The following is a 4,899-nucleotide window of genomic DNA, read 5'->3' as shown; positions in this document are numbered from 1 at the left end:
GCACCCTCTACAAGACGGACCCGCAGACCGGAAAAGTCACCAACTACACGACGTACGACTCCGAGGGCCGCGCGGTCAAGCGCGTGGACCTGGAGGGCCGTCCGCACGGCGGGGTGGAGACACCGCACGTCGTAGAGTACGTGCGTAACACCAACCCGAAGACCGGCGATGTCTTCGTGCGCCCATCGAACGACGTGCGCGCCGCGTTCCCCTGGGAGATCCCGTGAGCAGCAGCAGGCCGTCGTGGTCCGACAGGAAGCTGCCCGCGTTCTTCACCCGGTGGCGCGCGGAATGGAAGGACGAGGAACTCGCCCCCGCCAACTACCTCGACTTCGAGGGCGGCCTGCGCTTCGTCCTGGCGGCGGCCTGGCTGTTCTGCCCCGAGACGGTCGAGTACCGCGGCTGTGTGTTCCTCAAGGACCGCTTCGGCCAGGACAACATCGACAACTGGTTCACCACGCTGGACGGCGACCGGGAACGCATCGAGGCGGTGGCCAACCACGTCGAACTCTGGTCCGTGTTCAACAACACCCCCCTCACGGACGACGACCACCTCGGCGAAGAACTCCCCCAACTCGCCCTGGCCCTGGGGGAGTCCTGGCAGGGCGTCCTCTCCACGCGCTACCCCGACCGCGAGATCACGGTCGAGGTGAGCGACGAGGAGGACGGCGCCTACGGGCCGACGGTGACGTTCTGGACGTCTCCGGTGCCGTCGGTGTTCGGCTAGCGCAGCCGGTCACCCGTGGTGAGCAGTACGGCTGCGGTGGCGGCGCGGCGGGAAGCGGCCACGCCCCCCGTCGCGATGGTCCCGCCGTTCGCCGGCGGTCGGCGACTCGGACCGAGGTCCCACCGGGGGCTGCGGGGTGACGCGTCCGCTGCGGCGGGGCAGGGGCGTGCTGTACCGGTGCACGGCGATTCTGCCGGCGTGCTCGATGTTGAGCCGGTGGATCACGTATGCCGCGGCCGCGATGAGGACGATGAAGGCGGCGACTGTCAGGAAGGCGTTCATGGCGGCCGCCTCACATACCGACGATCAGGCGGCTGGGCAGACCGGCCCGATCGGGCTGTCTGGGGACGGCCGTGAACGCGGCGGAGGCGCCGCCTTCGTACTCCCATGCCTCGTCCGGCTCCAGTGGCTCCTCGGCCGCGGCGACGCCGTGCCGGGCCGCCTCTGCGGCGATGAGCGCGCTCGCGGTCAGGGGCGGGCCGTCCTGGTCGGACGCGGCAGCCATCAGCCGGGCCGCCGACTCCGCCCCGGTCTCCGGCGGGATGATCAGCAGGTCCCAGCGGCCGGTGCCGTAGGAGAGCAGCAGCAGCTTGTGCGGGTCGATTTCCGGGGTGAACCAGCCGACCCTGACGACATGCCCGCCCACGGGAACCCGGCGGGGGATGACTGGCCAGTACTTCGGGTTGACGGCGATGCGCGTGATGCGGCCCCACAAGGGATCCAACACATCGGTCAGAAGGGGCAGTTCACCCACCAGGTCCCGGGAGCGGGGCCACCAGGCACCGTCCAGGAGCCCACGCGATGGGCCGTCGGTCCTCAGGGCGAGACGCGCGGCCGGGGCTGCGACGGGCTCGGGATGCGGCACGGTTGGATACAAGGTCGCCGACATGATGCGGACCCGTCTCCGGGCCGCCTCTGCGGCGGCCCGGGTTTCATCTCTCGCCGAGAACGACCCGGCGTGAAAGCCGATGTGCGGCATGCCCTCGGTACGTTCCACATTACTCCGCGCCCCGCCGCGACGCGGAGTAGTGGCTGCCTAGAGGTGGAGCAGGCGCTGGGTCATCTCCCGGTACTGCCTAAGCGCGTGACGGAGTTCGTCGGACTGCGTGTCGGGGTCCTGGTCCTGCCAGCCGGCCCGCAGGACACGCCGCCGTTCCGCGAGGGCGCTGACGAGCTGGGCGGTGGCTTCGTCGAAGGCGCTCTCGGCCTCTTCCAGCGCCTCGAGCGGGGTGTCGGCGAAAGTGTTGAGGGCGTGCCCGAGGCGTACGGCGATCGTGTCCCGTTCGGCCGACGGGAGCAGCGGTTCCGGGCCCGCGGCGCGGCGTTCGGCGCGACCCCGGGGTTGGTCCTCAGGCTGCTGGGCGCGTGTCTGGTCGTACATCATCGAGGGCCGCTTCCGTTCCGCCTGAAGGTGTCCTTGGTCCTCTGGACAGCCTGCTTCAGGCTTCCGGAGACTTCCGTGATCCCGCTCGTCATCGTCTGCGCCTGGTTTCTGATGGTCCGTGAAACGGTCATGGCAGGCCTCACTGTCGGAGTTCGCCTCACGGTAATGCTGCTGCTTGTGCGGTGTCAGGGGCATCTCCTCACATGTCGTCCGGCTGCGTGTGATCGTCCCGGGAGGACTGGCTGGTCAACAGCCAGGAGCGCACCGGCTCCGCGATGCGCGTGGTGTCCACGGTGAGCTGGAGACGTGTTCCGCCGTCAGCGCCCGCGGGGTAGCTGCGCGCTTCGGTGGTGGCGAAACAACCGCGGAGAATCTCCGCGACATGACGAGCCGCCTCAGGATCCGCGGCGACGATACGAACCTCCGCGTGCCCGGCCGACGGCAGTTCCGGTGACTTCATGGCGACCCCTTGCAGCTCTGTGGACCATGGGCAGCCGGCCCGGGGCCGATGGCAGGTGCTCTTCGATCATCGATCATCGTAGGTTCGATGGTCGCGGTCATGACGCGGACCTGTCCCGACGTGGGCGGCGGTATGCGAAGTACTCCCGGCTCGTTTCACTCTACGCCGCTCGGCGGCCCCGGGAGAGCCGGTCCGTGCTTGTGAGCAGGCCTTTTATCGAGAGACCACGAGCCCGGCACCGTCGGCGGGCCTGGCCGGTGCGACCAGGACCCCACGGTGTCGGCAGCCTCGACTGCAGTCGCCGGTACGAGACCTTCGAGGAAGTGCCGGGCGCTACCGCGCACACCCGCGACGGATGGAGCGGAGCGGGCGGTCGGGACGGTGCCGCTCATCGCGTCCATCGCCGTTCGAGGCGGATTACCTCACCGTAGAGCGCGCGAAAATCTATGCTGGCTGGAGTAGACATTGAGTGCCGCCATGGTTATGGTTTCTCTCGTAGCCCAGAGAGACAGAAGGGCCCGGCAGACACGAACTGCCGGGCAGCGGTATGTAGTTGCAGTGCGCAGGACGGTGCGGTGGTGGAGTTCCGAAGCCAGGGTTGCTGCAGGACGGCGACGGGGCTGACGACCGGACCGGGTGGCCCGCGGTGATCAGGGGCCGCCATTCGCAGTACGCAGCAGTGAAGTCAGCGGTACCTCGGTGAAGGCGTCGGCTGCGGGCGCGCGCATCGGGAAGCAGTACCAGCAGTGCAGCAGTACGCAGTACCCGTTTGGCAAGTGATTGGTTCAGAGGGAAGAACGGAGGAGCCGAGCGCCATCAGGATCGCCCGGGCAGAAGTCTTGAGTCCGGGTACCGCAGGACATCGACAGTGAGGTGGTCTCCGGTCAGGCAACAGCGATCCCAGCAGCCCCGACAGCATCTCGGTCGGGTCCGCGGAAACAGAAGGCCGGCGCAGTACCAGGGCCGGCAGATGGTGTAGCAGTTCCTTCGGGGTCCTGGTGCCGTACGGCACCAGGACCCCTCCACGCGTTCCGCAGAGAGGTGAGATGACAGCAGACGATTCCTTCGGCCGTCTCGACGACGACGATTACCCCGCCTACACCATGGGCCGAGCTGCCGAGATGCTCGGCACCACCCCCAGCTTCCTCCGCGCCCTCGGCGAAGCCCGCCTCATCACCCCGCTCCGCTCCGAGGGCGGACATCGCCGCTACTCCCGCTATCAGCTGCGGATCGCCGCCCGCGCCCGGGAACTCGTCGACCACGGCACCCCCATCGAGGCTGCCTGCCGCATCATCATCCTCGAAGACCAGCTCGAAGAAGCCCAGCGCATCAACGCCGAGTACCGCCGCGCCGCCTCCCAGCACGCGGTCGGCATCTGACCCGCAGTCCGCAGCGAGTGGCAGGCCGCGCTGATCCGTCAATTTCAGAATACGAGTGCATGACCGCCGAAGACACTCAGCCGCCGGCACACGGGCGCGATCCCCAGCCTCGCCCCGGCACCACTCCCGACGTCCTGCGGCCCGCGGGCGATGCGCCTGCCGGCCTAACCGGCCGGGCGGCTGCCGCCGGCCTGCAAGGCGGGGCGGAGCGTGTGGCGGCTGCGCTGAAGCCGAGGATGCGGGGCTGGCTGCACGCCGGGGTGTTCCCCCTGGCTCTGGTCGGCGGCATCGTCCTGATCGCTGTCTCGCGCTCGGCGGCGGCAGTGGCGGCCTGCTCGGTGTACGCCCTGTCGGCCTGTCTGCTGTTCGGCACCAGCGGGGTCTACCACCGCGGAACCTGGGGTCCGCGCGGGGAGGCGGTCCTGCGGCGGCTGGACCACGCGAACATCTTCCTGATCATCGCCGGCACCTACACCCCGCTGGCGGTACTGCTGCTGCCCGCGGGTCAGCAGCGGCTGCTGCTGGCCGTGGTGTGGGCGGGTGCCCTGGCCGGCATCGCCTTCCGCATCCTGTGGATCGGGGCTCCCCGGTGGCTGTACACCCCGTCCTACATCGCGCTGGGCTGGGTCGCCGTCTTCAACCTGCCCGACTTCGCACGCACCGGCGGCACCGCGGTCGTCGTACTCGTCATCGCCGGCGGTCTGCTCTACACCGCGGGCGCCGTCGTCTACGGACTCAAGCGCCCCGACCCCTCGCCCGCCTGGTTCGGCTTCCACGAGGTCTTCCACGCCCTGACCATCGCGGCATTCACCGCGCACTACGCGGCCATCCTCCTGGCATCCACATGACCGCGTGCGCAGGCAGGTCCACGTCTCCGGCAGATGCCACGGGCCTGACCCGTTCCTCACGTCACTGGCGGACCTCGAACGGTTCGACGACCATGAAGTCC

The 4,899-nt window shown here is 69.1% G+C and carries 8 protein-coding genes; 4 read left to right on the top strand and 4 right to left on the bottom strand.

The window, feature by feature from the left end; all coding sequences use genetic code 11:
- Positions 1-227 (top strand): polymorphic toxin type 24 domain-containing protein (locus tag JF597_RS00495; RefSeq protein ID WP_293986584.1); only part of this gene is annotated, 227 nt, incomplete at its 5' end.
- Positions 224-727: a hypothetical protein gene (locus JF597_RS00490; RefSeq protein WP_293986583.1), complete on the top strand. Its 504-nt coding sequence runs from the start codon at positions 224-226 to the stop codon at positions 725-727. The genes JF597_RS00495 and JF597_RS00490, both read left to right, overlap by 4 nt.
- A gap of 9 nt (positions 728-736) precedes the next feature.
- On the opposite strand, the gene JF597_RS00485 is transcribed toward JF597_RS00490, so the two are convergent.
- The 4 genes from JF597_RS00485 to JF597_RS00470 form a co-directional block, all read right to left on the bottom strand.
- Positions 737-1,009: a hypothetical protein gene (locus JF597_RS00485; protein WP_069764551.1), complete on the bottom strand. Its 273-nt coding sequence runs from the start codon at positions 1,007-1,009 to the stop codon at positions 737-739.
- A 10-nt stretch (positions 1,010-1,019) separates the two neighbouring features.
- The gene (locus JF597_RS00480) at positions 1,020-1,724 is read right to left on the bottom strand and encodes a DUF5994 family protein (protein ID WP_293986581.1); all 705 of its coding nucleotides are present in this window, start codon (positions 1,722-1,724) and stop codon (positions 1,020-1,022) included.
- Between the two features lie 39 nt (positions 1,725-1,763).
- Positions 1,764-2,111, bottom strand: a complete 348-nt coding sequence (locus JF597_RS00475; protein ID WP_069764553.1) for a hypothetical protein — start codon at positions 2,109-2,111, stop codon at positions 1,764-1,766.
- Between the two features lie 199 nt (positions 2,112-2,310).
- The gene (locus tag JF597_RS00470) at positions 2,311-2,571 is read right to left on the bottom strand and encodes a hypothetical protein (RefSeq protein WP_057612314.1); all 261 of its coding nucleotides are present in this window, start codon (positions 2,569-2,571) and stop codon (positions 2,311-2,313) included.
- Positions 2,572-3,617: 1,046 nt separating this feature from the next.
- Between JF597_RS00470 and JF597_RS00465 the strand changes: the two genes are divergently transcribed.
- Together JF597_RS00465 and JF597_RS00460 are read left to right on the top strand one after the other, a co-directional pair.
- Complete coding sequence (locus JF597_RS00465; RefSeq protein WP_069764554.1) at positions 3,618-3,950, top strand: helix-turn-helix domain-containing protein; 333 nt, start codon at positions 3,618-3,620, stop codon at positions 3,948-3,950.
- A gap of 59 nt (positions 3,951-4,009) precedes the next feature.
- Positions 4,010-4,798: a hemolysin III family protein gene (locus JF597_RS00460; protein WP_293986574.1), complete on the top strand. Its 789-nt coding sequence runs from the start codon at positions 4,010-4,012 to the stop codon at positions 4,796-4,798.
- Positions 4,799-4,899: the final 101 nt, after the last annotated feature.

The organism is Streptomyces sp., assembly GCF_019510245.1.
In the GTDB taxonomy this organism is placed as follows: Bacteria; Actinomycetota; Actinomycetes; order Streptomycetales; family Streptomycetaceae; genus Streptomyces.
This window is presented reverse-complemented; position numbering and strand designations above follow the sequence as displayed.